This is a genomic window from Caulobacter sp. P4_E5 (assembly GCF_056401555.1).
Genome location: NZ_JBFUJD010000013.1, coordinates 32237 through 55522, shown reverse-complemented (window position 1 = coordinate 55522; position 23286 = coordinate 32237). Strand labels below are relative to the sequence as shown.

At 68.9% G+C, this 23286-nt stretch carries 21 protein-coding genes and 1 tRNA gene; 15 read left to right on the top strand and 7 right to left on the bottom strand.

Translation table 11 applies throughout. From position 1 onward, the window contains the following. Positions 1-116: 116 nt before the first annotated feature. On the bottom strand, positions 117-1295 hold the full coding sequence (argE, locus tag AC1DSO_RS06350; protein WP_477068041.1) for an acetylornithine deacetylase: 1179 nt from the start codon (positions 1293-1295) through the stop codon (positions 117-119). Between the two features lie 111 nt (positions 1296-1406). Between argE and AC1DSO_RS06345 the strand changes: the two genes are divergently transcribed. From AC1DSO_RS06345 to AC1DSO_RS06320, 6 genes are all read left to right on the top strand, one after another. Then, positions 1407-2042, top strand: a complete 636-nt coding sequence (locus tag AC1DSO_RS06345; RefSeq protein WP_477068040.1) for a glutathione S-transferase N-terminal domain-containing protein — start codon at positions 1407-1409, stop codon at positions 2040-2042. Positions 2043-2132: 90 nt separating this feature from the next. Next, the gene (gene purU, locus AC1DSO_RS06340; RefSeq protein ID WP_477068039.1) at positions 2133-2975 is read left to right on the top strand and encodes a formyltetrahydrofolate deformylase; all 843 of its coding nucleotides are present in this window, start codon (positions 2133-2135) and stop codon (positions 2973-2975) included. 73 nt (positions 2976-3048) lie between these two features. Continuing rightward, positions 3049-4116: a dTDP-glucose 4,6-dehydratase gene (gene rfbB / locus AC1DSO_RS06335; RefSeq protein ID WP_477068038.1), complete on the top strand. Its 1068-nt coding sequence runs from the start codon at positions 3049-3051 to the stop codon at positions 4114-4116. Next, positions 4116-4985 carry a dTDP-4-dehydrorhamnose reductase gene (gene rfbD / locus AC1DSO_RS06330; protein WP_477068037.1) on the top strand — a complete coding sequence of 290 codons (870 nt, stop codon included), beginning with the start codon at positions 4116-4118 and terminating at the stop codon, positions 4983-4985. The genes rfbB and rfbD overlap by 1 nt, the downstream gene beginning before the upstream one ends. Before the next feature lie 115 nt (positions 4986-5100). Beyond that, a complete protein-coding gene (gene rfbA / locus AC1DSO_RS06325; RefSeq protein WP_477068036.1) occupies positions 5101-5985 on the top strand; it encodes a glucose-1-phosphate thymidylyltransferase RfbA in 885 nt (294 codons plus the stop codon). A 103-nt stretch (positions 5986-6088) separates the two neighbouring features. Then, the gene (locus tag AC1DSO_RS06320) at positions 6089-7366 is read left to right on the top strand and encodes a serine hydrolase domain-containing protein (RefSeq protein ID WP_477068035.1); all 1278 of its coding nucleotides are present in this window, start codon (positions 6089-6091) and stop codon (positions 7364-7366) included. A 4-nt stretch (positions 7367-7370) separates the two neighbouring features. Here AC1DSO_RS06320 and AC1DSO_RS06315 read toward each other — a convergent pair whose 3' ends face one another. Continuing rightward, complete coding sequence (locus AC1DSO_RS06315; RefSeq protein ID WP_477068034.1) at positions 7371-7808, bottom strand: COG3650 family protein; 438 nt, start codon at positions 7806-7808, stop codon at positions 7371-7373. 47 nt (positions 7809-7855) lie between these two features. Between AC1DSO_RS06315 and AC1DSO_RS06310 the strand changes: the two genes are divergently transcribed. From AC1DSO_RS06310 to AC1DSO_RS06295, 4 genes are all read left to right on the top strand, one after another. After that, complete coding sequence (locus AC1DSO_RS06310; protein WP_477068033.1) at positions 7856-8980, top strand: DNA cytosine methyltransferase; 1125 nt, start codon at positions 7856-7858, stop codon at positions 8978-8980. A 72-nt stretch (positions 8981-9052) separates the two neighbouring features. Continuing rightward, the gene (cysK, locus tag AC1DSO_RS06305; protein WP_477068032.1) at positions 9053-10039 is read left to right on the top strand and encodes a cysteine synthase A; all 987 of its coding nucleotides are present in this window, start codon (positions 9053-9055) and stop codon (positions 10037-10039) included. Next, positions 9958-11244 carry an FAD-dependent oxidoreductase gene (locus AC1DSO_RS06300; protein ID WP_477068069.1) on the top strand — a complete coding sequence of 429 codons (1287 nt, stop codon included), beginning with the start codon at positions 9958-9960 and terminating at the stop codon, positions 11242-11244. The genes cysK and AC1DSO_RS06300 overlap by 82 nt, the downstream gene beginning before the upstream one ends. 38 nt (positions 11245-11282) lie before the next feature. Beyond that, positions 11283-11702, top strand: coding sequence for a very short patch repair endonuclease (locus tag AC1DSO_RS06295; RefSeq protein WP_477068068.1), 420 nt, complete (start codon positions 11283-11285; stop codon positions 11700-11702). Here the strand turns inward: AC1DSO_RS06295 and AC1DSO_RS06290 are convergent. The 3 genes from AC1DSO_RS06290 to AC1DSO_RS06280 form a co-directional block, all read right to left on the bottom strand. Then, complete coding sequence (locus tag AC1DSO_RS06290; RefSeq protein ID WP_477068031.1) at positions 11648-13390, bottom strand: ATP-binding protein; 1743 nt, start codon at positions 13388-13390, stop codon at positions 11648-11650. The two genes, AC1DSO_RS06295 and AC1DSO_RS06290, sit on opposite strands and share 55 nt — an antisense overlap. 184 nt (positions 13391-13574) lie before the next feature. After that, positions 13575-13859, bottom strand: coding sequence for a DUF167 family protein (locus AC1DSO_RS06285; RefSeq protein ID WP_477068030.1), 285 nt, complete (start codon positions 13857-13859; stop codon positions 13575-13577). Further along, positions 13852-14166, bottom strand: a complete 315-nt coding sequence (locus AC1DSO_RS06280; protein WP_477068029.1) for a YggT family protein — start codon at positions 14164-14166, stop codon at positions 13852-13854. Before AC1DSO_RS06280 ends, AC1DSO_RS06285 begins: the two co-directional genes overlap by 8 nt. Before the next feature lie 113 nt (positions 14167-14279). On the opposite strand from AC1DSO_RS06280, the gene AC1DSO_RS06275 reads away from it, so the two are divergent. Together AC1DSO_RS06275 and AC1DSO_RS06270 are read left to right on the top strand one after the other, a co-directional pair. Then, a tRNA-Ala gene (locus tag AC1DSO_RS06275) sits at positions 14280-14355 on the top strand. Positions 14356-14581: 226 nt separating this feature from the next. After that, positions 14582-15757: a carbohydrate porin gene (locus AC1DSO_RS06270; protein WP_477068028.1), complete on the top strand. Its 1176-nt coding sequence runs from the start codon at positions 14582-14584 to the stop codon at positions 15755-15757. A 111-nt stretch (positions 15758-15868) separates the two neighbouring features. On the opposite strand, the gene tkt is transcribed toward AC1DSO_RS06270, so the two are convergent. After that, positions 15869-17830, bottom strand: coding sequence for a transketolase (gene tkt, locus AC1DSO_RS06265; RefSeq protein WP_477068027.1), 1962 nt, complete (start codon positions 17828-17830; stop codon positions 15869-15871). Positions 17831-18041: 211 nt separating this feature from the next. Between tkt and AC1DSO_RS06260 the strand changes: the two genes are divergently transcribed. Both AC1DSO_RS06260 and AC1DSO_RS06255 read left to right on the top strand, forming a co-directional pair. Beyond that, positions 18042-20078, top strand: coding sequence for an NAD(+) synthase (locus AC1DSO_RS06260; RefSeq protein WP_477068026.1), 2037 nt, complete (start codon positions 18042-18044; stop codon positions 20076-20078). A gap of 93 nt (positions 20079-20171) precedes the next feature. Further along, on the top strand, positions 20172-21482 hold the full coding sequence (locus AC1DSO_RS06255; protein WP_477068025.1) for a mannose-1-phosphate guanylyltransferase: 1311 nt from the start codon (positions 20172-20174) through the stop codon (positions 21480-21482). Here the strand turns inward: AC1DSO_RS06255 and AC1DSO_RS06250 are convergent. After that, entirely contained in the window at positions 21479-22639 is a 1161-nt protein-coding gene (locus tag AC1DSO_RS06250; protein WP_477068024.1) for an AGE family epimerase/isomerase, read from the bottom strand. The two genes, AC1DSO_RS06255 and AC1DSO_RS06250, sit on opposite strands and share 4 nt — an antisense overlap. A 101-nt stretch (positions 22640-22740) precedes the next feature. On the opposite strand from AC1DSO_RS06250, the gene AC1DSO_RS06245 reads away from it, so the two are divergent. Further along, positions 22741-23286, top strand: coding sequence for a D-glycero-alpha-D-manno-heptose-1,7-bisphosphate 7-phosphatase (locus tag AC1DSO_RS06245; RefSeq protein WP_477068023.1), 546 nt, complete (start codon positions 22741-22743; stop codon positions 23284-23286).

The following is a 23286-nucleotide window of genomic DNA, read 5'->3' as shown; positions in this document are numbered from 1 at the left end:
AGCCGGGATCCAGATCGAACCCACGAGCGCTGGCGAGATGTTTCTGGTCGGACGGCGCGACCACCCAAATCGCTCTGGATGAATCTGGGCCCCGGCCTTCGCCGGGGAGGTCGGGTTCAGGTGACCGAGAGATCCTCGATCAGCCGGCGCATGAACGCCGCGCCGCGCTGCATCTGGCTGATTTCCACGTACTCGTCCGGCTGGTGGGCTTGATCGATCGAGCCGGGGCCGCAGATCACGGTCGAGAAGCCCGCCCCCTGAAACTGCCCGGCTTCCGCCGCATAGGGCACGACGCGAGGCGGGCCATTGTCGCCGGTCAGCTTGCGGGCGAAGGCCTCGGCGACGCCGTTCTCCTCGGGCGCGAAGGCGGGGGTCAGCGAGCGGCGCTCGACCTTGACGCCGCCTTCCGTGGCCTTGGCCTTGATCTGGGCGTCCATCGCCTCGGCGGCCGCGAAGAAGTCGGCGAGCAGCGCCATCGGATCCAGGTTGGCCGGGGTGCGCAGGTCGAAGACGAACACGCACTCGCGGGCCAGGATGTTGACGGCCGTGCCGCCATTGACCTGGCCGACGGTCAGGGTCGCGCCCTTGGGCGTGAATAGCGAGCTTGGATCGGCCTCGCGCTCCAGCTTTTCCGAGAGCTCGACCAGCATCGCCATCAGCCTGATCGCCGCCATGTTGGCCGAGACACCCAGGTGGGTCAGGCTGGAATGGGCCTCGCGGCCGGTGACGGTGACGATGAAGCTGGCGATGCCCTTGTGGCCGCGCACGGCGACCATATCGGTGGGCTCGCCGACCACCACCAGAGCGGGGCGGGGCAGGTCGGTGGCGATGATCTCGATCATGTCCGGCGCGCCCAGGCAGCCGACCTCTTCGTCATACGAGAAGGCCAGATGCACCGGCCTGGACAAGGTCGCCTGGGCCAGGTCCGGCGCGGCGGCCAGGGCCAGGGCCAGAAACCCCTTCATGTCGCAGGTTCCGCGGCCATAGAGCCGGCCATCACGCTCGGTCAGGGTCCACGGATCGCTGGACCACGGCTGGCCGTCGACCGGCACCACGTCGGTATGGCCTGACAGCACGATGCCGCCTTCGACGGCGGGACCGATGCTCGCCAAGAGATTGGACTTGGTCCCGTCGGCGTTCGGCGCCCGGCGCGAGGGGATGTCGAGATGAGCCAGATAGGCCTCGACCCACTCGATCAGCGCGAGGTTCGAGCGGCGGGAGGTGGTGTCGAATGCCACCAGCTTGGCCAAAAGGTCGACGGCGCGATCGGACAGGACTTCGGATGAGGAAACCATGCTCAGAACCTAGACCCGTTCCCATCGCGCCGCCTACCCGCGCGCAGCAAGATCGCGCTTCCAAGCGTTGTTGATCACGAAAAGCGCCGAAGTTTTCCTGGGAGACGCCCGGTGATCGATCTCTATACCTGGACCACGCCGAACGGCCGCAAGGCCTCGATCATGCTGGAGGAGGTCGGCCTGCCCTATCGGGTCCATCCGGTGGACCTGTCCAAGGACCAGCAGTTCGAGCCGAACTTCCTTGCCATCTCGCCCAACAACAAGATCCCGGCCATCGTCGACAACGACGCGCCGGGTGGTCCGCAGGCCGTGTTCGAAAGCGGCGCGATCCTGGTCTATCTGGCCGAAAAGACCGGCCAGTTCCTGGCGCCGGAGGGTCCCGAGCGCTGGGCCGCGCTGGAATGGACCTTCTGGCAGGTCGGTGGGCTGGGCCCGATGGCTGGTCAATACGGCTATTTCGCCGTCCGCGCCGAGGAAAGGATCCCGACCGCGATCCAACGCTTCGGCGGCGAGGTCGCGCGGCTTCTGGGCGTGCTGGATCGGCGGCTGAACGACCATCCGTGGATCGCCGGCGAGCACTATTCGATCGCCGACATCGCCGCCTTCAGCTGGACCAAGGCCGTGCTCGCCGCCATGGACAAGGCCGAGCCGGACCGCGACGCGGGGGTGCCGGCGGTCGAGAACTGGCTGATGGCCATGGAGGCCCGTCCGGCCGTCCAGCGGGGCATGGCCGTGCCGAAGGTTTAGGAAAACTCCGGCCACCGCGCGAAAATCGGCCTCGCCCCACGCGCTCAGGCGCTTTTCTTCGCCGCCGGGGTTCTCTAGAGGGAGCGGACCATGATCCTGACCCTCTCCTGCCCCGACCAGCGCGGCATCGTCGCCAAGGTTTCCGCCTTCCTGTTCGAGCGCGGCTGCAACATCCTCGACGCCCAGCAGTTCGACGACCAGGAGACCGGTCAGTTCTTCATGCGCGTGGTGTTCGACGCCGACGGTGCGGACCGCGAAGCGTTGCGCGGCGCATTCGGCGACCTGGCCACGCACCTGAAGATGAAATGGACCCTGCGCGACCGCGCCGAGCGCTATCGCGTGCTGCTGCTGGCCAGCAAGTTTGACCACTGCCTGGCCGACCTGGTCTATCGCTGGCGGATCGGCGAGCTGCCGATGGACATCGCCGGCGTGGTCTCCAACCACCCGGCCGAGACCTACGAACATATCGACCTGACGGGCCTGCCCTTCCACCACATGCCGGTGACCAAGGAGACCAAGTTCGAGCAGGAAGCCGACCTCTGGAAGCTGATCCAGGAGAGCAAGACCGACATCGTCGTGCTCGCCCGCTACATGCAGGTGCTGTCCGACGGCCTGTCGGCCAAGCTGCAGGGCCGCTGCATCAACATCCACCACTCGTTCCTGCCGGGCTTCAAGGGCGCCAAGCCCTATCACCAGGCCCACGCGCGGGGTGTGAAGCTGATCGGCGCCTCGGCCCACTACGTGACCGGCGACCTCGACGAGGGGCCGATCATCGAGCAGGACGTCGAGCGCATCAGCCATCGCGACACCCCGGAAGACCTGATCCGCAAGGGCCGCGACATCGAGCGCCGCGTGCTGGCGCGGGCCCTGCGCTATCGCCTGGAGGATCGGGTGCTGCTGAACGGCCGCAAGACGGTGGTGTTCACGGACTAGGCCTATCCTGTTGCGCGTACACTAAAAACTGGATACGGGGCTTGCTCTTCGACGACCGAGAGCTTTCCAGCGAATGTCGCAGCAGAATCTCCGCGTGATGGTGACCGGCGGGTCGGGCTTCATCGGCTCGGCGGTGTGCCGTCACTTGGCCGGCCAGAACGACGTCGCGATCCTCAACTACGACAAGCTGACCTACGCCGCCTCGCCGGCCAGCCTGACCATGCTCGAGGGCAAGGCCGACTACCAGTTCGTCCAGGGCGACATCGCCGACGCGGAAACCGTCGCGCGGACGATCAAGGCGTTCCGGCCCAACGTGGTCATGCACCTGGCCGCCGAGAGCCACGTCGACCGCTCGATCACCGGCCCCGGTGACTTCGTCCAGACCAACATCGTCGGCACGTATGTGATGCTGCAGGCGGCGCTGGAGCATTGGCTGAGCCTGGAAGGCCTGGAGAAGGACAGCTTCCGCTTCCACCACATCTCGACCGACGAGGTGTTCGGCAGCCTGGGCGCCGAGGGCCTGTTCTCCGAGACCACGCCCTACGATCCGCGCTCGCCCTATTCGGCCTCCAAGGCCTCGTCCGACCACCTGGCCCGCGCCTGGCATCACACCTATGGCCTGCCTGTGGTGGTTTCCAACTGCTCCAACAATTACGGGCCCTATCACTTCCCCGAGAAGCTGATCCCGCTGGTCACGCTGAACGCCCTCGAAGGCAAGCCGCTGCCGGTCTACGGCAAGGGCGACAACGTCCGTGACTGGCTGCACGTCGAGGATCACGCCCGCGCCCTGCACCTGATCGCGTCCAAGGGCGTCCCGGGCGAGAGCTACAATGTCGGCGGCCGCAACGAGCGGACGAACCTGCAGGTGGTCGAGGCGATCTGCGACGTGCTCGACCAGTTGCGCCCGATCCCGGGCCAGAGCCGACGCGACCTGATCACCTTCGTCGCCGATCGGCCGGGCCACGACGCCCGCTACGCCATCGACGCGACCAAGCTGGAGACCGAGCTGGGCTGGGCGGCGCAGGAGACCTTCGAGACCGGCCTGCGCAAGACCATCCAGTGGTACCTCGACAACGAGGCCTGGTGGCGGCCGCTGCGCGAGCGCTATGCGGGCCAGCGCCTGGGGCTGAAGACGGCCTGATGCGTATCGCCCTCTTCGGCGCCAACGGCCAGCTGGGGTCGGACCTGGTCGCGCTCGCGGCCCGGCGCGGTCTCGATCTCACGCCGGTGACCCGAACGCAGCTGGACGCGACCGACCCTGCGGCGAGCTTCGAGGGCCTCGTCTTCGACGTCGCCATCAATTGCGTGGCCGTCACGCGGGTCGATGACTGCGAGAACGACCCCGCCCCGGCCGTGGCCGTCAACGCCCACTTCGCCGGCCGCCTGGCCAAGGCCTGCGCCGCCAAGGGCGCGCGGCTGGTGCAGGTCTCGACCGACTATGTCTATGGCGGCCAGGCCGAGCGGACGCCGCTGACCGAGGACGTCGGCCGGGCGCCGGTCAATGTCTACGGCGCGACCAAGGCGCTGGGCGAGGATCTGGCTCGGATGGAGCATGACAACGTCATCGTCGCCCGCGTCGCCTCGCTGTTCGGCGTGGCCGGGGCCAGCGGCAAGGGCGGCAACTTCGTCGAGACCATGATCCGCTTCGGCAAGGAGCGCGGCCGTTTGACCGTGGTCGACGACCAGGTGATGTCGCCGACCGCCTCGTGGGACGCCGGCGAGGCCCTTCTCGACCTGATCGCCGCCCAGGCGCCGGCGGGCGTCTATCACGTGGTCAATGCGGGCGCGGCCAGCTGGCGCGAGTTCGCCCAGCACATCATCGCCAAGGCCGGCGTGGCTGCGGAGGTCGTTCCAATCTCGACCGACCAGTTCCCGACCCCGGCCCGGCGGCCGCCCTACAGTGTCCTGTCGAACGCCAAGCTCGGGGCGGCGATCGGCCGTTCGATGCCGCCTTGGACCGACGCCCTGGATCGCTACCTGGCGGCCAAGGGCCACATCCGAGGCCAATAACGCCAAAATTTCCGCGAAATCATCGTGTTGAAACGCCGGCCTCAAAGCGAAAGCGCTCACGCTCCCGTGAAATCCGCTCTAGGTTTCGGCCGTCAAGACTGAAGAAGAAGACGTAATGAAGGGTATCATCCTCGCGGGCGGGTCGGGCACGCGCCTCCATCCCGTGACCATGGCGATCAGCAAGCAGCTGCTGCCGGTCTTCGACAAACCCATGATCTACTATCCGCTGTCGGTGCTGATGATGGCCGGCGTGCGCGAGGTGATGATCATCTCGACGCCACGCGACATCCCGCTGTTCCAGGGCCTGCTGGGCGACGGGGCGCGGTGGGGGATCAACATCACCTATGCCGAGCAGGCCAATCCGAACGGCCTGGCCGAGGCCTATCGGATCGGGGCCGATTTCGTCGGCGCCGAACCCAGCATCCTGGTCCTTGGCGACAACCTGTTCTACGGGGCCGGCCTTGGCCGTATCCTGGAGGGCGCCAAGCAGCGCTCCAAGACGGGCGCTAGCGTCTTCGCCTATTTCGTCAACGATCCGCAGCGCTACGGCGTGGTCGAGTTCGATGCGACCGGCAAGGCGGTGTCGATCGAGGAAAAGCCCGAAAAGCCCCGTTCGAACTGGGCGGTGACCGGCCTCTACATGTACGACAAGCGCGTCGTCGACTTCGCCCGCGACCTGCAGCCGTCGGCGCGCGGCGAGCTGGAGATCACCGACATCAACCGCCTCTATCTCGAGGCCGGGGACCTGTCGGTCGAGCGCATGGGCCGAGGCTTCGCTTGGCTGGACACCGGCACCCACGACAGCCTGCTGGAGGCCTCGGAGTTCGTGCGCACGCTGGAACACCGCCAGGGCCTGAAGATCGGCTGCGTCGAGGAGGTCGCCCACCAGAACGGCTGGATCTCGACCGAACAGCTGCTGGGCCTGGCGCATGACTTGGCCAAGTCGCCCTACGGGGCCTATCTGAAGATGATCGCGTCCCAGGGCGATCATCAGGCCTGATCCCCCAAGCCTAGTCCCGAGGCCTGATCTACGACCATCGCGCGCTGGAAAAGCGCGAGACCGTAAGCGACAGTCCAACGCAAAGCAGCGTTGGGGAGGCCGCGTGTCCAAGAAGATGATCCTCGCCGCCGTCGCGGCGGCGGCGCTGTCGGTTCACGCCGCGCCGGCGCCGGCGCGTCCCGCCCCGCCTTCGGCCGCGGAGGCGAGCTCGGTCAAGATCGAGAAGGCCCGCATCGACGCGGCCCTGAAGGCCATGGTCGACAGCGGCCGGGCGGTCGGGGCCTCGGCCCTTGTTTGGCAGGATGGCCAGGAGCGCTATTTCGGCGTCGCCGGCATGGCTGACCGCGAGGCCGGAAAGCCGATGCGCCGCGACACCCTGGTGCAGATCTTCTCGATGACCAAGCCCGTCACCGGCGTGGCCCTGATGCAGCTGTGGGAGCAGGGCAAGTTCGGCCTGGACGACCCGCTGTCGACCTATCTGCCGGAATATGCCGGCGTGACGGTGTCGGACGGCCAGGGCGGGACGCGGCCGCCGGCCCGCCCGATCCTGATCCGCGACATCCTGCGACACACCGCCGGCTTCTCGTACGGCATGCGCGACACGGCCTCGGACGCGGCGTTCAAGGCGACCCAGCCCCTGGACCTGCAGAACGACCTCGCCGAGTTCAGCCGCCGCAACGCGGCCGTCCCGCTGATGTTCGATCCGGGGCGTCAGTGGAGCTACAGCGCCGCCGTCGACGTCCAGGCCCGCCTGGTCGAGGTGCTGAGCGGTCAGGCGTTCGAGCCCTATGTCCGGGCCCACATCCTGGATCCGCTGAAGATGAAGGACACGGCCTGGACGGCGGATCTCGCCGGCCTGCCGCGTTTCGCCGCCAGCTACGCCAAGGGCGCGGACGGCAAGCTGGCGCGGCTGCCGGACGATCGCAGCCAGGCGATGAACTACCGCCCCCGCAAGCTGACCATGGGCGGGGCGGGCTTGGTCTCGACCGTCGACGACTACATGCGCTTCGCCCGCATGCTGGTGAATGGCGGCGCGCTGGACGGCGTCCGGCTTCTCAAGCCCTCGACCGTCAAGCTGATGGCGACCGACCACCTGGACGCCCGCGTCACCGACCGCTGGTGGCTGCCCAACAAGGGCTCGGTGGGCTTCGGCTTCGATTTCGCGGTCCGGATCGCCCAGCCGAGGACGTCGGCGGAGAATCGCGGCGCGGTCGGCGAGTTCTTCTGGGACGGCGCGGAGTCGACGCTGTTCTGGGTCGATCCGGTCAACAAGCTGACGGCCGTGTTCTTCGCCCAGAGCCTGCCGTTCGACGGCACGCTGCACCACGACCTGCGTGAAGCGGTGTACGGGCCAAACTATCTGGGGCCGAAGGGCGACTGACGGGTCACGGCTTCGGCTGAGCGGCCAGGTCCTGGGTCTTCGAGGCGCAGCCCTTCAAGGTTTCCCCATCGATCCAGACCTCGGCCAGATAACCGTAACGGCGGTCGGACATGCCGTCCGAGCAGTCGCCGGGCGTCAGGCGCAAGACGAGGCGCTGTTCGCCGGCCGTGGCGTCGAACACGCCCTGCTCGCCGTCGATCCGCACGCCGGAATTGCCGGTCGTCACATCCGAATGATCGGGGCGGGCCAAGGTCATGCCTCCGGCCCGCACCTTGACGCTCCAGAAAGGCTCGGTCCCAAGCGCGTCGAAGTCGCCGGAATAGTCGGGGCCGACGGTGATTGGCGCGTCGGCGGGCGGCGGCGCTTCTTCGCTGGAGCCCAGCGGCGTCTGCCCGCAGGCGGTTATCAACAGGGCGGCGGCGATCAGGACGATGGTGCGCATGTCTTTGGCTATCCCGTCCGGGCGTGGTGAGGCTAGACTCTCGCGCGATGAATCAGAACGACCGCCCCACTTTCCTCGAGTTTTTCGCCGGCGGCGGCATGGCCCGGCTCGGCCTGGGCGAACGCTGGACCTGCGCCTTCGCCAACGACTTCGATGCGGTCAAGGCGGCGACCTACCGCGCCAACTTCGCCGACACCGAGGATCACTTCCATGAAGGCGACGTCTTCGCCCTGACAGCGGACGCGCTGCCGACGGCGGATCTGGCGTGGGCGTCCAGTCCCTGCCAGGACTTCAGCCTGGCCGGGGCGCGGGCGGGCCTGGCGGGCGGCAAATCCTCGGCCTTCTTCGGCTTCTGGACCCTGATCAAGGCCCTGTCGGCGCAAGGGCGCGCCCCGCCGGTGATCGTCATCGAGAACGTGGTCGGCCTGCTGACCTCGCACCATGGCGACGACTTCACCGCGCTTTGCGGCGTGCTCGGCGAGGCGGGCTATCGCTTCGGGGCGCTGGAGATCGACGCCGGCGCCTTCGTGCCGCAGTCGCGGCCGCGCGTCTTCGTGGTCGCCACGCGCCTGCCGGCGGGAGACCTCGAGGGGGTCAGCGCCTTCCACACCCGCGCCGTGCGCGAGGCGGCTGCCCGCCTGCCCGAGGATCTTCAGGCCCGCTGGATCTGGTGGGGCGTTCCCTCGCCGCCGGCTCGCAACACCGACCTCGCCGTCGTGCTCGAGCCTGACATCGCCGTGACCTGGAATTCGCCGGAGCGCACCGAAGCCCTGCTGGCCCTGATGGCGCCCGCCCACCGCCAAGCGGTCGAGGATCGCGTCAAGGCCGGCGGCCGCGCTGTCGGGGCCGTGTTCCGGCGGATGCGCGGCGGCGAACAACGGGCCGAGGTGCGGTTCGATGGTCTGGCGGGGTGCCTGCGCACCCCGCGCGGCGGCTCCTCGCGCCAAACCCTGCTGGTTATCGAGAACGGCGAGATCCGCTCGCGCCTGGTCACCCCGCGTGAGGGCGCGCGGCTGATGGGCCTGCCCGACGGCTACCGGCTGCCCCGCGCCCAGACGGCGGGCCTGCAGGTGATCGGCGACGGGGTGGCGGTTCCGGTGGTGCGCTGGCTGGCGGAAAGCCTGCTGGAGCCGTTGCTCGATAGCAAAACTGCAAGCCTCGCCGCCGAATGACCCCCTGACAGCTGGGGTTCGCGGGTCTAGGGTTAGCCGCTTTCCGCAATTCTAAAGGCTCAGGTGCCTCCGATGGACGACGCTTCCTCCCTCTATGACGCCGCCCGCTTCAAGCGCGCTGGTCGCGGCAAGATCTACGACTCGATCATCGACACGATCGGCGACACCCCGCTGATCCGCCTGCCGCGTCTGTCGGCCGAGCTGAAGCCCAAGGGCGAGGTGCTGGCCAAGCTGGAGTTCTTCAACCCGATCGCCTCGGTCAAGGACCGCATCGGCGTCGCGATGGTCGAATCGCTGGAGGCCCAGGGCGTCCTGAAGCCCGGTGCGACCATCATCGAGCCGACCTCGGGCAACACCGGCATCGCCCTGGCCTTCGTGGCCGCCGCCAAGGGCTACAAGCTGATCCTGGTCATGCCCGAGAGCATGTCGATCGAGCGCCGCAAGATGCTGCTGCTTCTGGGCGCCAAGCTAGAGCTGACCCCGGCCGAGAAGGGCATGCGCGGCGCCGTCGCCCGCGCCCAGGAGCTGATCGAGGCCACGCCGGGCGCGGTGATGCCCCAGCAGTTCGAGAACACCGCCAACCCGCTGATCCATCGGGTGTCGACCGCCGAGGAGATCTGGAACGACACCGCCGGGGCGGTGGACGCCGTGGTCTCGGGCGTCGGCACCGGCGGCACGATCACCGGCGTCGGCCAGGTGCTGAAGGCCCGCAAGCCGTCGCTGAAGATGATCGCCGTCGAGCCCGAGGCTTCGGCGGTGCTGTCGGGCGGCGCGCCGGGCCCGCATAAGATCCAAGGCATCGGCGCCGGCTTCGTGCCGGGCGTGCTGGACCGTGGCGTGATCGACGAGATCGTCCAGGTCAGCAACGACGACTCCTTCGCCATGGCCCGTCGCGCGGCGGCCACCGAGGGCTTGCCGGTCGGCATCAGTTCGGGCGCGGCCTTGACCGCCGCCTTCGACCTGGCCCTGCGCGATGAATACAAGGGCAAGACGATCGTCACGATCATCCCCAGCTTCGCCGAGCGCTACCTGTCCACGGCCCTGTTCGAGGGACTCTGATTCCGCTGCGCATCGGCGTCGTCGGATGCGGCGTTGGCGGCATGGCGGCCGCGCTCGCCCTGGCGCGCCGGGGCCATGCGGTCACCCTGCTGGAAGCCTTCGCCGCCCCGCGTCCACTGGGCTCGGGCCTGCTGTTGCAGCCGACGGGTCTGGCGGCGCTGAAGGCCCTTGGCCTGGACGAGGCCATCCGCRCCGCCGGCGCCAGGGTTGACCGGCTGGAGGGCAAGGATACGCGCGGCCGTCGGGTCATGGATCTCGACTACGGCGACTGGCGGCCCGGCGCCCACGGCGTCGGCATTCATCGGGCGGTGTTGTTCGACACCCTGCACGACCAGCTCGCGCCCGAAGGCGTCGCGGTCGTCACCGACGCGCGGATCGTCCGGATCGAAAGCCTCGCCAAGCCGGTCCTGCATGACCAGCATGGCCGGGTCTTCGGGCCTTTCGACCTGGCGATCATCGGTGACGGCGCGGCCTCGACGCTGCGCGCGGCGATCCGGCCCGCATCGCGGGCGCCGATCTATCCGTGGGGCGCGGTCTGGACCAACGCGTCCGATCCCGAGAACCGCTTCGCCGGGGCCCTGCGCCAAGTCTATCACCGCGCCGAGGTGATGAGCGGGGTCCTGCCGATCGGGCGGGGACCGGACAGGGCGGAAAACCAGGTCAGTCTGTTCTGGTCGCTGCCGGTCGCCGACCTCGACGCGTTCCTGGTTGGCGATTTCGCGACGTGGCGGGACCAGCGCCTGGCGCCGCTGTGGCCCGAGGCCGCGGCCTTGCTCGCGGACCGGACCGATTGGGCGGGCTTCTCCCGCGCCGTCTATCGCGACGTGTCGGTGGGACGCTGGAACCGCCAGGCCTGCGTGCTGATCGGCGACGCCGCCCATGGCACCAGCCCCCAGCTGGGCCAGGGCGCGAACCTGGCCCTGGTCGACGCGGTCGAGCTGGCCGCCCGCCTCGATCGCGACCTTCGCCCGACCGTGGTCGCTGTTCACGCCTGGCAAGACCAGCGACGGCGTCACACGGGCGTCTACCAACTGGTCTCCAAGGCCCTGACGCCGCTCTTCCAGGCCCATGGCGCGTTCTGGCCCTTGATGCGCGATCTCTTCTTCACGCCGATGTCCCGCTGGCCGGGCCTCAAGCAGCTGGGCGTCCTGCTGCTGACCGGGACCCTGCGGTTGGGTCGCTTTCCGCCCGAGACGCGGCCGTGACGACCGACGTTTACGCCAAGGAAAAGCGCTCGGCCGTCATGGCTCGCGTCAAGAGCAAGGACACCACGCCCGAAAAGGCGCTGCGCCGCCTGCTGACGGGCCTGGGCGCCCGCTACCGCCTGCACCGCAAGGACCTGCCCGGCAATCCGGATGTGGTGATGCCGGGCCGCCGGCTGGCCTTCTTCGTCCACGGCTGCTTCTGGCACGGCCATGACTGCGCGCGCGGCTCGCGGGTTCCGAAGGCCAATCGCGACTACTGGCTGGCCAAGGTGGCGCGCAACGTCGCCCGCGACGCGCGATCGATCGAGGCCCTGACGGCGGCCGGTTGGCGGGTCGAGGTGGTCTGGGAGTGCGACTTCAAGGACGAGGCCGCTCTGACAGCGCGCCTGCGGTCAGTGCTGGATCAGGCCGCGGCGTCGTCGGGAGCGGCCAAGGCCGTGTCGGCCCCCAGCACCTGAGCCAGGGCGCCGAACAGCTCGGCTGGATCGATCGGCTTGGCGACGTGGGCGTTCATGCCGGCGGCGGCGCAGGCCTCCCAGTCCTTGTGCGTGGCCGAGGCGGTGACGGCGATCACGGGCGTATCGCGATTGGGGCCGCCGCCGGCGCGCAGGATGCGGGTGGCCTGGCGGCCGTCCATGCCGGGCATGTAGACGTCCATCAGCACGGCGTCGAACACCTCCGAACGCAGCAGTTCAAGCCCCTCCTCCGCCGACTCGGCCAAGGTGGCGTCGACGCCGAACGGCTGCAGGATGAGCTCGATGGCGCGGCGGTTGACCACGTGGTCGTCGACCACCAGCACCCGCAGGCCGGTGATCGAACGGCTCGGGGCCTCGACGCGCGGCGCTTCCGCCGGCTCCAGGGCCATGGTGAGGGTGAAGTGGGCGCCGTGGCCGCGTGCGCTGGCCGCGATCAGGTCGCCGCCCATTCGCCGGGCCAGTTCGCGGCTGATCGCCAACCCCAGGCCCGAGCCGCCATGCTGGCGCACCACGGCGGCGTTCAACTGGTCGAACGGGGTGAACAGGCGCGGCAAGGCCGCCTCGGGGATGCCGGGACCCGTGTCGATCACCTCGATCGACAGCAGGGTCGGCTGGGCGTGCAGGACCACCGTGATCTCGCCGCGATCGGTGAACTTGATGGCGTTGCTGAGCAGGTTGTTCAGCACCTGCTTCAGGCGCATGGCGTCGCCGGCGACCCAGCGCGGCAGGGTCGCGGCCCCGCTCACCCGCAGCTTCAGGCCCTTGCGGGCGATCTCGGGCCGCCACAGGCGCAAGGTGTCCGACAGCGCCTGGCGCAGGTTGAAGGGGGTCTTCTCGACCGACATCCGGCCGGCCTCTAGGCGCGAGAAGTCGAGGAGATCGTTCAGTAGGGTGCGCATCAGGCCGCCGGCGTCGGCGATCAGCTGAGCGTGGATCTTGGAGCTGGCCTCCGGGACCTCGCTGTGCAGGCGGGCGGCGCCGGCCAGGATGGCGCTGATCGGGGTACGCAGCTCGTGGCTGATCATCGCGACGAAGGCGGACTTGGCGGCGACGGCTTCTTCCGCCTCGTGGCGGCGGCGCTCGGCCTCGGCCTTGGCGTCGGCCTCGGCCTTCAGGGCCGCGTGCAGGGTGCGGCTGGCGATGGTGACCGAGGTGATCATCAGCAGCGCCCCGAACCACAGGACGTCGGCCAGGTTGGCCCCGGTATTGGCCGACTTGGCCACGAAGGGCGCGACCAGCAGGTAGAGGGCGTGCGGCGCGGCCGCCATCACCGTGGCCGAGCGGCTGCGGGCGTTGACCACCACCACGTTGAGCAGGGCGCCGGCCAGCAGCATGCCGCCCAGGGTGGGGGCGAAGCGGATGTGGGAGGCGAACAGGGGAATCGACAAAGCGCCGAACGCCGTCGAGGTGATGAACGGCGAGACGAACGCGACCGCCCGTCGCCAAGTGGCGATCGGGGCTTCCGGACGGACGACCAGCGGGTGGCTCACCCACAGCTCGAAACCGTGGGCCAGGGTGTAGAGCGCCGCCCACGGCCAGCACCACGGCTCGTGGATATAGATCTGCAGAAGCGTGGCGATGGACAGGGTGGCGCCGATGCGCAGATACGTGTTCGCACGCCGCGAGGCGGCGGCGCGAGCCACGTCTCTGTGCACTGCGGTCCCGATCATGGACGCCCGTACCCCCGAGGGCCCCCCAGGCCCTTCTCGCGACCAGGCTAGTCGCGAGGGGCTAAAGGGAAGTGAAAGAACGCCGTCAGGTCAATAGGTTGACCCGAAATAGGGTTCAGGCAGGATCGTGCGCGGCGGCGTCGTTTTCCGCCTTGCGGGGGAAGGATTTGCCCTTGGGTCAGCGCTAGGGGCGCGGGCCGAAGGCGCGCGTCAGGTCCTCGGCCGTGACGCCGTCGAGCTCCAGGCGCTTGAGCCGGGCGGTGTCGCCGGCGGCCAGCCGCACGGCCGAACGTGAGACCTTCAGGGTCTTGGCCAGAAAGGCCAACAAGGCGGCGTTGGCCGCGCCGTCGACGGGCGGACTGGCCACGCGGACCTTCAGATAGGGCCGACCGTCGGCGTCCAGCGCCCAGCCGTCGACGGCGTCGCGGCCGCCGCGCGGCGTCAGGCGGACGGCCAGAACCTCAGCCAAGCAGGTTCAGAAGGGTGTTCTGCAGGGCCGGAAGGATGAACAGCTGCACGCCGCGCAGCAGCAGCAGGACGATGATGGGGCTGATGTCGACGCCGCCGATCGTGGGAATGATCCGGCGGAAGGGCCGCAGGATCGGATCGGTGACCCGGTCCAGGAAGGTGGCGACGTTGTAGACGAACTGGTTGCGGCGGTTGATCACGTCGAACGCGAACAGCCAGCTGAGGATCGCCGAGATGACGATGGCCCACCACAGCAGGTCCAGCAGGGCGTTGAGGATGAAGAAGACGAGATTGATGATGGGAGTCATGGGTTTTCCGTCTGGACGCCAGAGCTTCTTGCCGCGCCTGGAGGTTGCTGGCAAGGCGCGGTGAGAACCCCGCTTGACGCGCGCGCTCTGTCGCCGTATCTCCGCCGCTCCTTGGGGCCGTAGCTCAGATGGTAGAGCGCCTCGTTCGCAATGAGGAGGTCAGGGGTTCGATTCCCCTCGGCTCCACCAAGGACCTTCCCGACAGAGACAACTGAACGCGTCGAGCCGCTCAAGCTTGGCCGGGCACGTTCATGCCCTTGCCGCGCACGTCAGCGTCATCTCGCCGCAGGCCCGGAATCCCTAGCGCAGACCTCGGCTGCGACCACGCGCCACAGCCGTGATTTACCGAATGGCGCCCTGCCGCGCGGCAGGTTCGCCCCGACATCCGATCGAACATCGGGGCAGCGGGGCGAGAATGCGCCAGGCCATCACCAAACGGGCCATCCATGGGATGGCGGCCGCTTCCGTCCTGATCGCCACCGGGCGCTTGGCCGCCGACGCAGCGCATGCCGAGGGCGGAGCCTTCAAGCTCAGCGGCGGCTACACGGCCGATGTCGCCGGGCTAGCCAAGCGCGGCCGGGTGCTGGACGACCTGCAGGTGTTCGGTGACCTCGACCTGGACAAGGCTGTCGGCTGGAAAGGCGCGACTGCCCATTTCGAGGTGCTCAACAACAGCGGGGCCATGCCGAACGACGACGCCGGCACGCTGCAAGGCGTCAACAATATCGAGGTGACTCGGCAGCGCCTGCGCCTGTTCGAGGCCTGGGTCGAGCAGGACTTCGGCGACAAGGGTTCGGTCCGCGCCGGTCTTTACGACCTCAACAGCGAGTTCTATTCCAACGACAGCGCCGGCCTGCTGCTGGCCCCCGCGTTCGGCATCGGCTCGGAGCTGGCGGCCACGGGCCCCAACGGGCCGTCGATCTTCCCGTCCACGGCCCTGGCCGTGCGTGTGCGCTGGACGCCGAACGAGACCGTCTACGCCGAGGCCGCCGCCCTCAACGCCAATGCCGGGGTGCTGGGCGATCCAGGCGGGATCAAGACCTCGTTCGACAACGGCGTCCTGATGATCGTCGAGGCCGGTTGGCGGCGGCGGGGCAAGGTGGCCTTCGGAGCCTGGCGCTATAGCGACAAGCAGGACGACATCCGCGCCACGACGCCGGCCGGCGATCCGGCCCACGCCTCCGCCAGGGGCGCCTATGTGCTACTGGAGCACCACCTGACCGGCGCTGGCGAGAACCCGGTCCGCAAAACCATGGCCTTCGCGCGCCTGGGCGTCTCGGACGGCGATACGACCGCTTTCAAGGGCGGCTGGCAGGCCGGCGTGCTGGTCGAGCACGTGTTCGAGAGCCGCCCCGACAGCGCCTTCTCGGTCGGCGTCAATCAGGCGTTCCTGTCGGGCAAGTTCCGCGACAACGCCTTCGACGCGGGTCAGCGGCTCGAGCGCTCGGAAAGCGCCATCGAGGCGACCTATTCCGACAAGATCGGGCCGGTGACGATCCAGCCCGACGTGCAATACGTGAAGGACCCGGGCGCCGACGGCGACGTCGGCCACGCCCTGGTGGCGACCGTCCGGTTCTCGGTGTCCTTTTAAACTGTCATCCCGGCCAAGCGCGCAGCGCGCCGGGCCGGGACCGCCGAAAGCTCTGACTTGCGGCGGTCCCGGGTCTACGCTCCGCTTCGCCCGGGATGACAGTTTATATCGTTACGCGCCCGCCGCTTCGGCGACGGCCTCGGCGGTGATGCCGAATTCCTTGTAGAGGCGCTCGAACGGGGCCGAGGCGCCGAAGCTCTTCATGCCGACGAACTTGCCGTCCTCGCCGATGAAGCGTTCCCAGCCCATGCGGATGCCGGCCTCGACGGCTACGCGCACGGGCGCCTTGCCGATGACCGAGGCCTGGTAGGCGGCGTCCTGCTTGGCGAACAGTTCCCAGCAAGGCGTCGAGACGACGCGGGTCGGCTTGCCCTTGGCCTGCAGGATGTCGCGCGCGGCCACGGCCACGCCGACCTCGGTGCCCGAGGCGAAGATCGTGACCTGGGCCTCGCCGCCCTCGGCCGCCAACAGCTCGTAGGCGCCCTTGGCCGACAGGTCGCCGCCCGACGTCCGCACGTGCGGGGTCTTCTGGCGCGACAGGGTCATGACCGACGGCGTGCGCTGGCTTTGCAGGGCGACCTTCCAGCACTCGGCGGCTTCCACCACGTCGGCCGGGCGGAACACCAGCAGGTTCGGGATGGCGCGCAGGGACGCGACCTGCTCGACCGGCTGGTGGGTCGGGCCGTCCTCGCCCAGGCCGATGGAGTCGTGGGTCATCACGTGGATGACGCGGGCTTCCATCAGGGCGCCGAGACGGATCGCCGCGCGGCTATAGTCGGCGAAGGCCAGGAAGGTGCCCGAATAGGGAATGATCCCGCCGTGCAGGGCCATGCCGTTCATCGCCGCGGCCATGCCGAACTCGCGCACGCCATAGTGGACGTAGCGGCCGGTGTACTCAGGCGCGTCGAACGCGCCCATGCCCTTGACCAGGGTGTTGTTCGAGCCGGTCAGGTCGGCCGAGCCGCCGATCATTTCCGGGATCGCCGGGATCAGGTGATCGAGGGCCGCGCCGGAGTGGACGCGGGTGGCGTTGACCGGCTTGGCTTCCAGCGCCTTGGCGATGTGGGCGTCCAGCGCCTCGAAGGCGGCGGCGGGCAGCTCGCCCTTCATGGCGCGGGTGAAGTCCGACGCGTGGGTCGAGGCGGCCAGCTTGGCTTCCCAGGCCTTGCGGACCTTGGCGCCGCGACGGCCGACGCTCTTCCAGGCCGTGGCGAGGTCGCCCGGCACGGTGAACGGCGCGGCGTCCCAGCCCATCGCCTCGCGGGCGGCTTTGATCTGGTCGTCGAACAGGGTGTAGCCGTGGCTGTGGGGGTCGCCTTCCTTGGGACCCGCGCCCTTCGAGATCAGCGTCTTGCACGCGATCATGGTCGGGCGGTCCTGTTTGGTCGCCCAGCGCAGGGCGGCGGCGATCTTGCCGTGGTCGTGACCGTCGACGGCCTTGACCGCCCAGCCGGCGGCCTTGAAGCGGGCGACCTGGTCGCCGGTCTCGGAGATGGTCGCTTCGCCGTCGATGGTGGTGTTGTTGTCGTCGAACAGCACCGTCAGCTTGTTCAGCTTCAAGCGGCCGGCGATGCTGATCGCCTCGTGGCTGACGCCTTCCATCAGGCAGCCGTCGCCGGCGATCACCCAGGTGCGGTGGTCGACCAGGTCATGGCCAAAGCGGCCGGCCAGATGCGCCTCGGCCATTGCCATGCCGACGGCGGTCGCCAGGCCCTGGCCCAGCGGGCCGGTGGTGGTCTCGACGCCGGGGGTGTGGTGGACTTCCGGGTGGCCGGGGGTCAGCGAGCCCCACTGACGGAAGTTCTCGATCTCCTTCATCGTCACGGCCTTGTAGCCGGTCAGGTGAAGCAGGCTGTACAGCAGCATCGAGCCGTGGCCGGCCGACAGCACGAAGCGGTCACGGTCGGCCCAGTCGGGCTTGCTGGCGTCGAACTTCAGGAACTTGCCCCACAGGACGGTCGCCACGTCGGCCATGCCCATCGGCATGCCTTGGTGTCCGGACTTGGCCTTGTGCACAGCGTCCATGGAAAGGACGCGGATCGCGTCGGCCATCTTGATGGGCGAAACGGGCATGGAAGTTCCGTCTTGTCTTTGTTTTGCGGGGCTGCGCGAGGGGCGCAGTCGCATGGGAACCCTTGGGGGTCAACCCGCGTCAAAGGCTTAGGCCGGGAGCTGAACGCCCGTCGTGGGCGCTATGCAACATCGTCCGAGGGCGCTATAGCTGGAGCACGGCTTATGCTCACTTTTAGCATAACTCAGTAGCCCGTTGGGAAAGGCCGATCGCTTGGGTAGTCCCTCGTTCTTCTCGCCCTATCGCCATGGCTTCGTCCGCGTGGCGACGGCGGTTCCGAAAGTGAAGCTCGCCGACCCGGCCGTGAACGCCCGGAGCGTGCTGGCCCTGGTCCGCGAGGCGCACGCGGCCGGCGTGGCCGTGATCGTGTTCCCGGAGCTGGGTCTGACCGGTTACACGGTCGATGACCTGCTGCAGCAGAACGTGCTGCTGGACGCGGTCGAGGCGGCGATCGCGACGCTCGCCGAAGAGAGCCGCGACCTGGCCCCGCTGATCGTGGTCGGTGCGCCGCTGCGCGACGCCGGCCGGCTCTACAACACCGCCGTGGCGATCCAGGGCGGCCAGGTGCTGAGCGTGGTCCCCAAGAGCTTCCTGCCCAACTATCGCGAATTCTACGAGCGCCGCTGGTTCACGCCGGGCGCGGGAGTGGCGGGCAAGGCCCTGACCCTGGCCGGCCAGGCCGCGCCGTTCGGGACCGACGTCCTGCTGCGGGCCAGCGGCCCGACACCGTTTACCGTAGGCATCGAGATCTGCGAGGACGTCTGGACGCCCAACCCGCCCAGCACCGCCCAGGCGCTGGCGGGGGCCGAGATCCTGCTGAACCTGTCGGCCAGCAACATCACCATCGGCAAGTCCGAGACCCGCCGCCTGCTGTGCGCCAGCCAGTCGGAACGGGCGATCGCGGCCTATGTCTATTCGGCCGCCGGGGCCGGCGAGAGTTCGACCGACCTGGCCTGGGACGGCCATGTCGACATTCACGAGATGGGCCACCTGCTGGCCGAGACCGCGCGGTTCTCGACGGGCCCCGCCTGGACCTATGCCGACGTCGACGTCGACCGGATCCGCCAGGAGCGGATGCGGGTCGGCAGCTTCGGCGACTCGATGGCCTTGGCGCCGCCGAAGGTTCCGTTCCGGGTGATCCCGTTCACGTTCGCGCCGCCCGCCGGCGACCTGCCGCTGGCTCGCGCGATAGAGCGCTTCCCGTTCACCCCGTCGGACCCCGCCAAGCTGCGCGAGAACTGCTACGAGGCCTACAACATCCAGGTCCAGGGCCTGGCCCGCCGGGTCGAGGCGACCGGGTCCAAGAGCCTGGTGATCGGCATTTCGGGCGGCCTCGACTCGACCCACGCCCTGATCGTCGCCGCCAAGGCCATGGACCAGCTGGGCCGGCCGCGGTCGGACATTCGCGGCTACACCCTGCCGGGCTTCGCCACCTCGGACCGCACCAAGTCGAACGCCTGGGCCCTGATGAAGGCCATGGGCGTGACCGCCGAGGAGATCGACATCCGCCCGGTCGCCCAGCAGATGCTGGCGGGCCTGGGCCACCCGTTCGCCAAGGGCGAGCCGGTCTATGACGTGACGTTCGAGAACGTCCAGGCCGGCCTGCGCACCGACTACCTGTTCCGCCTGGCCAATCATCACAAGGGCATGGTGGTCGGGACCGGCGATCTGTCGGAACTGGCCCTGGGCTGGTGCACCTACGGCGTCGGCGACCACATGAGCCACTACAACCCCAATGGCGGAGTGCCCAAGACACTGATCCAGCACCTGATCCGCTTCGTGGCCCATTCCGGCGACGTCGACGCGGCGACCACGGCCCTGCTGGAGGATATCCTGGCGACCGAGATTTCGCCGGAGCTGATCCCGGGCGAAGAGGTCCAGGCCACCGAGAGCTTCGTCGGTCCCTACGCCCTGCAGGACTTCAACCTCTACTATATGACCCGCTACGGCATGGCGCCGTCGAAGATCGCCTTCCTGGCCTGGAGCGCCTGGCATGACGCGGACAAGGGCGCTTGGCCGGTCGGCCTGCCCGACAACGCCCGCCGCGCCTACGACCTGRCCGAGATCAAAAAGTGGCTCGCGCTGTTCCTGAAGCGGTTCTTCGCCAATCAGTTCAAGCGCTCGGCCGTGCCCAACGGGCCCAAGATCTCGTCCGGCGGGGCGCTGTCTCCGCGTGGCGACTGGCGGATGCCGTCCGACGCGACTGCCGACGCCTGGTTGGCCGAGTTGCACGCGGGGACGCCAAGCTGACGAAAACTCTTCGTTCCTTAGGGCTTCCCCTTTAAACCCCCTTCGCAATCACGCCCTATCAGGGCCGAAGACTGAAGTGTGTGGGGACAAGTCTTGAGTGCGATCTATCCGGTGATCTTGTGCGGCGGTTCGGGCACGCGTCTTTGGCCCGCGTCGCGTAGCGACCAGCCCAAGCAGTTCCTGAAGCTGGTCGGCGACCGCTCCTCGTTCCAGGAGACGGTGCTGCGGGTGAAGGACATCCCCGGTGTCGCCGAGATCGTCATCGTCACCGGCGAGGCCATGATCGGGTTTGTGGCCGCGCAGACCGCCGAGATCGGCGTCTGGGTCACCATCCTGGTCGAGCCCGAAGCGCGTGACTCGGCTCCGGCCGTCGCTGCGGCGGCGGCCTATGTCGAGCGCCAGGATGCCGACGGCGTCGTGCTGATGCTGGCCGCCGACCACCACATCTCCCAGCCCGAGATCTTCGGCGAGGCGGCGCTCGCCGCCGCCAAGGCCGCCGAGCAGGATTTGATCGTCACCTTCGGCGTGCAGCCGACCGTGCCGGCCACCGGCTTCGGCTATATCCGGCCGGGCGCGCCGCTGCTGGACGGTTCGGTGCGCGAGGTCGCCGCCTTCGTCGAAAAGCCCGATCAGGAGACCGCCGAACGGTACCTGCTGGAAGGCTATCTCTGGAACAGCGGCAATTTCGCCTTCAAGGCCTCCACCCTGCTGAGCGAGTTCGAGGCCTTCGAGCCGTCGGTCGCGGCCGCCGCCAGGGCCTGCATCGCCGTCCTGGAGCTTGAGGCCGGTCTCGGCCGGCTGGACCGCGAGGCCTTCGCCGGCGCGGCCAAGATCTCGCTGGACTACGCCATCATGGAGCGGACCCAGAAAGCCGCCGTCGTGCCGGCCGCCTTCGCCTGGTCGGACCTGGGCGCCTGGGACGCGATCTGGGAGGCCTCGGTCCGTGACGGCGAGGGCAACGCCCAGGACGGCGACGTGGATCTGCACGGCGCCACCAACGTGCTGGTGCGCACGACCGGCCCCTATGTCGGCGTCATCGGCGTCAGCGACATCGTGGTGGTGGTCGAGCCGGACGCCGTCCTGGTCTGCCAYCGCAAGGACAGCCAGGCGGTGAAGACCCTGGTCGACGGCCTCAAGGCCAAGGGGCGCTCGATCGCCTCGCGCAAGAGCGCCGCGCCGAACGGGATCGAGACCCTGGTCACCACCGACGGCTTCGACGTCGAGCTGCGGCGGGCGCCCGCTGGCGAGACCTTCGCCCTGCCGGTCTCCACCGTGCAGCTGCTGGAAGGCGTGCTGGAGATGGACGGCGACATCTACGCCGCCGGCGCGATCATCCCGCTGGACATCGAGGTCATGGCGCGGGCGATCGGCGCCGCGACCTTGCTGGTCACGAAGCCGCGCTAATTTTGGGCCGCGCTGACGGCCCTGTCCAGCTCCACGATCGCGCAGAGGATGTGGTAGAACGAGCTGGCGGGAGCCGGCTCGTCGACGAAGTCGCCGTTGGGCGAAAGCTTGTCGCGCCACAGGCCGGGGACGGGCGTGCGCAGATAGGCCATCAGGCCCTCGGCGCCGGCCGCAGCCATGGCCCACCAGCGCGGTTCACCGGTGATTTCGGCCGCCAGGGCGCCGGCCTTGATCCGCTCGGTCTGCGGCCACAGGCGGGCGTTGGGATCGTCGATCGAGAAATCGTCCAGCAGGGCGTTGATCGCCACGCCGTTGTCTTCGCTAATCCCGTGGGTCTCGCCGGCCTCGATCATCCGCAGGGCGGCGGCCATGGCGTCGGCGCGGCCGGTGAGCTTGCCCCAGCGCAGCAGCAGCCAGCCCCACTCGAACTGATGGCCCGGCTCGCAGATGCGGCCCTCGCGGCCCGAGGCCGGGTTCCAGTCCAGGTCGAAGAACTCGCGCAGCATGCCGCTCTGCGCCTGGATGAAGCGCGACAGGGTCAGCTCGGCGATCTCGTCGGCCAGGGCGCGCCAGACCGGATCGCTGTCGATCTCGGACCAGGCCAGGCACGCTTCCAGCAGGTGCATGTGCTCGTTGGAGCCCTGCGGGGCGCTGGGCGGATCGGTCAGGTAGAAGCCGCCTAGCGGATGCTTGCGCGTGGCGATCAGCTTGGTCCGCACCTCGGTCGCCAGGCGACGCATGTCGTCGGCCCGCTCCGGCGCGATCCGGGCCACGGCGGCGGCGGCGAACATCGAGAAGGCCTGGTCGTAGAGGGCGGCCGTGTCGTCCAGGCTGGCGCCGTCGGGCCCGACCAGGGCGCGGAACAGACCGTCGGGCCGGCGATAGGCCTGCAGGTAGAAGGACAGGCCGTGCTCGACGGCCTTGCGCCAGGGCCCGGCCCAGCCGAGGTCGCCGGCCACCGAATACGAATAGATCTGGCGGGGCAGCACCCGGCCGCGACGCGGGCCCTGGACCGGCTTGCCGTCCTGGCCGAGCTTCTCGAAGAAGCCGCCGGCCGGATCGGCGCCCGTCTTCCACCACAGCGGATAGGCCGCCTCGACGGCCCAGGTCTTGAGGCGGTCGCGCAGGCGGCTGGCGTCGGCGAAGGCGGTGGTCATCGAGCGGGCTCCCCAGAAGTCCGCCTTTCTAGTGCGTGTCGTGTGTCGAGGCCAAGACGGCGGCTTGGCGATTTGGCGTCGGTCGGGGTACTGCTCAGGTCATGACCAGCGTCCTTGCACCTCCGCCGCTGAAGGCCGTGTTCCTGGATCGGGACGGCGTGCTGAACATCGACCACGGCTATGTCTTCGATCCGGCCAGGCTGGAGTGGATCGACGGCGCGCGCGAGGCGGTGGCGGCGATGACCGCGGCCGGGCTGAAGGTGCTGGTCGTCACCAACCAGTCGGGCATCGGCCGGGGTTACTTCGACGAGACGGCGATGAACCACTTCCATGCGGCCATGCAGGCCCAGCTCGCCGAGTTGGGCGGGCGCATCGACGCCTTCTACCACTCCCCTTTTCACGAAACGGCCGTCATAGAAGCCTATCGGGTCGCCGATCATCCGGACCGCAAGCCGAACCCCGGCATGATTCTGCGCGGCCTGGCAGACTGGGGCCTGACGCCGGACGAGGCGGTGATCATCGGCGACCGCCACATCGACGTGGAGGCCGGCAATCGGGCGGGCATGCCCGGCCACCTGTTCAAGGGCGGAAACCTCCGGACCTTCGTCGGTCAGGTGCTGGGCGACCGAGTTCCCGCGCTCAAGTGA

Coding starts and splice junctions, on each gene's coding strand:
- argE (WP_477068041.1), bottom strand. CDS start 1,295: ATGGTTTCCTCATCCGAAGTCCTGTCCGATCGCGCCGTCGACCTTTTG.
- purU (WP_477068039.1), top strand. CDS start 2,133: ATGATCCTGACCCTCTCCTGCCCCGACCAGCGCGGCATCGTCGCCAAG.
- rfbB (WP_477068038.1), top strand. CDS start 3,049: ATGTCGCAGCAGAATCTCCGCGTGATGGTGACCGGCGGGTCGGGCTTC.
- rfbD (WP_477068037.1), top strand. CDS start 4,116: ATGCGTATCGCCCTCTTCGGCGCCAACGGCCAGCTGGGGTCGGACCTG.
- rfbA (WP_477068036.1), top strand. CDS start 5,101: ATGAAGGGTATCATCCTCGCGGGCGGGTCGGGCACGCGCCTCCATCCC.
- AC1DSO_RS06315 (WP_477068034.1), bottom strand. CDS start 7,808: ATGCGCACCATCGTCCTGATCGCCGCCGCCCTGTTGATAACCGCCTGC.
- AC1DSO_RS06310 (WP_477068033.1), top strand. CDS start 7,856: ATGAATCAGAACGACCGCCCCACTTTCCTCGAGTTTTTCGCCGGCGGC.
- cysK (WP_477068032.1), top strand. CDS start 9,053: ATGGACGACGCTTCCTCCCTCTATGACGCCGCCCGCTTCAAGCGCGCT.
- AC1DSO_RS06295 (WP_477068068.1), top strand. CDS start 11,283: ATGGCTCGCGTCAAGAGCAAGGACACCACGCCCGAAAAGGCGCTGCGC.
- AC1DSO_RS06290 (WP_477068031.1), bottom strand. CDS start 13,390: ATGATCGGGACCGCAGTGCACAGAGACGTGGCTCGCGCCGCCGCCTCG.
- AC1DSO_RS06280 (WP_477068029.1), bottom strand. CDS start 14,166: ATGACTCCCATCATCAATCTCGTCTTCTTCATCCTCAACGCCCTGCTG.
- AC1DSO_RS06270 (WP_477068028.1), top strand. CDS start 14,582: ATGCGCCAGGCCATCACCAAACGGGCCATCCATGGGATGGCGGCCGCT.
- tkt (WP_477068027.1), bottom strand. CDS start 17,830: ATGCCCGTTTCGCCCATCAAGATGGCCGACGCGATCCGCGTCCTTTCC.
- AC1DSO_RS06250 (WP_477068024.1), bottom strand. CDS start 22,639: ATGACCACCGCCTTCGCCGACGCCAGCCGCCTGCGCGACCGCCTCAAG.
- AC1DSO_RS06245 (WP_477068023.1), top strand. CDS start 22,741: ATGACCAGCGTCCTTGCACCTCCGCCGCTGAAGGCCGTGTTCCTGGAT.